1 protein-coding gene is annotated in these 1,252 nt (G+C 57.2%); it reads left to right on the top strand.

Features of this window, described 5'->3' with window-relative positions; translation table 11 throughout:
* Positions 1–549 precede the first annotated feature (549 nt).
* Positions 550–1,170, top strand: a complete 621-nt coding sequence (locus RE027_RS17740; RefSeq protein ID WP_276514014.1) for a YjbF family lipoprotein — start codon at positions 550–552, stop codon at positions 1,168–1,170.
* Positions 1,171–1,252 lie beyond the last annotated feature (82 nt).

The raw sequence follows: 1,252 nt of genomic DNA, 5'->3' as shown, positions 1-1,252 counted from the left end.
TGGATGATTTTCCGTCCCTGTCGGGCCGGAATTCAGCCCCGGGCTTTATGCCCGTTAACCGGGACCTGGTTTCCAGGTGCTCATATTTTCCTTCATTTGAATGAGGACCAAAAATGAAAAGGACGCTTTGTACAGTGCTGACAGCACTCACGCTGGCGACTGCCCTGCCTGCTATAGGCGCTACCACCGAAGCAGGTAGCACCAGCGCAGCAACAACCGGTACAACAACCGGAGCAACGGTGGGAACTACCGCTGGCACTACGGGGGGACTGGCGGCAGGCGCGATTGGGACAACCGCTGTTGTCACCACCGCTGCGATTGCCGGCGTAGCGACGTTAGCCGTTGTCGCGGCAAGCGACAGTGGCGATGACTCAGGCAATGGTACTTCCACGACGACAGTTACCCGCTAAGGCTGGTGCGCAAGGCGATATAGCCTTGCGCTGAACAGCGCAACGACTTGACCCGGTGGCGATATCAAAGCCGGGTATTTAATTGATTTCAATGTTATTTAATCAAGGATTTCTGGTGAGACTGTTTATTCTGCTCATCATGACTCTGCTGATCCAGGGATGTACGCCGAGCCAGCAGAGCATTATTGAGACCTTTAACGCCAGCCTGGACGGGCGCCAGGATGTGACGGTAACGGACGGGCAGATTCAGGTGCTCCCATACTCAACCATGTACCTGCGTCTGGATAATGGCCCGAGGATCCTGGTGGTTCTCGGATACATCGAGCAGGGAAACAGTAAGTGGTTATCGCAGGATAATGCGATGATCGTCACGCATAACGGTCGCCTTATCCACACGCTCAAGCTCCCTTATAACCTGCTTGAGGTAACCAACCTTGAGCACGATCCGCTGCGCCACACGCCGCAGCTCCGCGACGGCAGCCAGTGGTCGCGTGATGTGCGCTGGCAGGAAGAGGGGCGGTATCGCTCCGCACACCTGACCTCGCGCTTCTCCCTGAGCGGGACGGAAAACCTGACCCTTGCCGGAAACACGCTACGTTGTCAGGTCTGGCAGGAGACGGTGCAGGCCGACGGCCTCGATCGTCGCTGGCATAACACCTTCTGGATTGATTCCGCCACCGGCCAGGTACGCCAGAGCGAACAGATGCTCGGCGCGGGCGTATTCCCTGTCACCATGACGATGTTGAAGCCCGCCCCATGAACAGACTCAGAAAATGGTTACCTGGCGTAGGGCTATCTCTCTTCAGCCTGCCCGCCTTATGCGCAAGCGTCGTTACCGTGCA

The organism is Kocuria sabuli (assembly GCF_040981185.1).
Classification (GTDB): domain Bacteria; phylum Actinomycetota; class Actinomycetes; order Actinomycetales; family Micrococcaceae; genus Kocuria; species Kocuria sabuli.
Note: the sequence above shows the minus strand (reverse complement) of the source record. Positions and strands in the feature narration are given on the sequence as shown.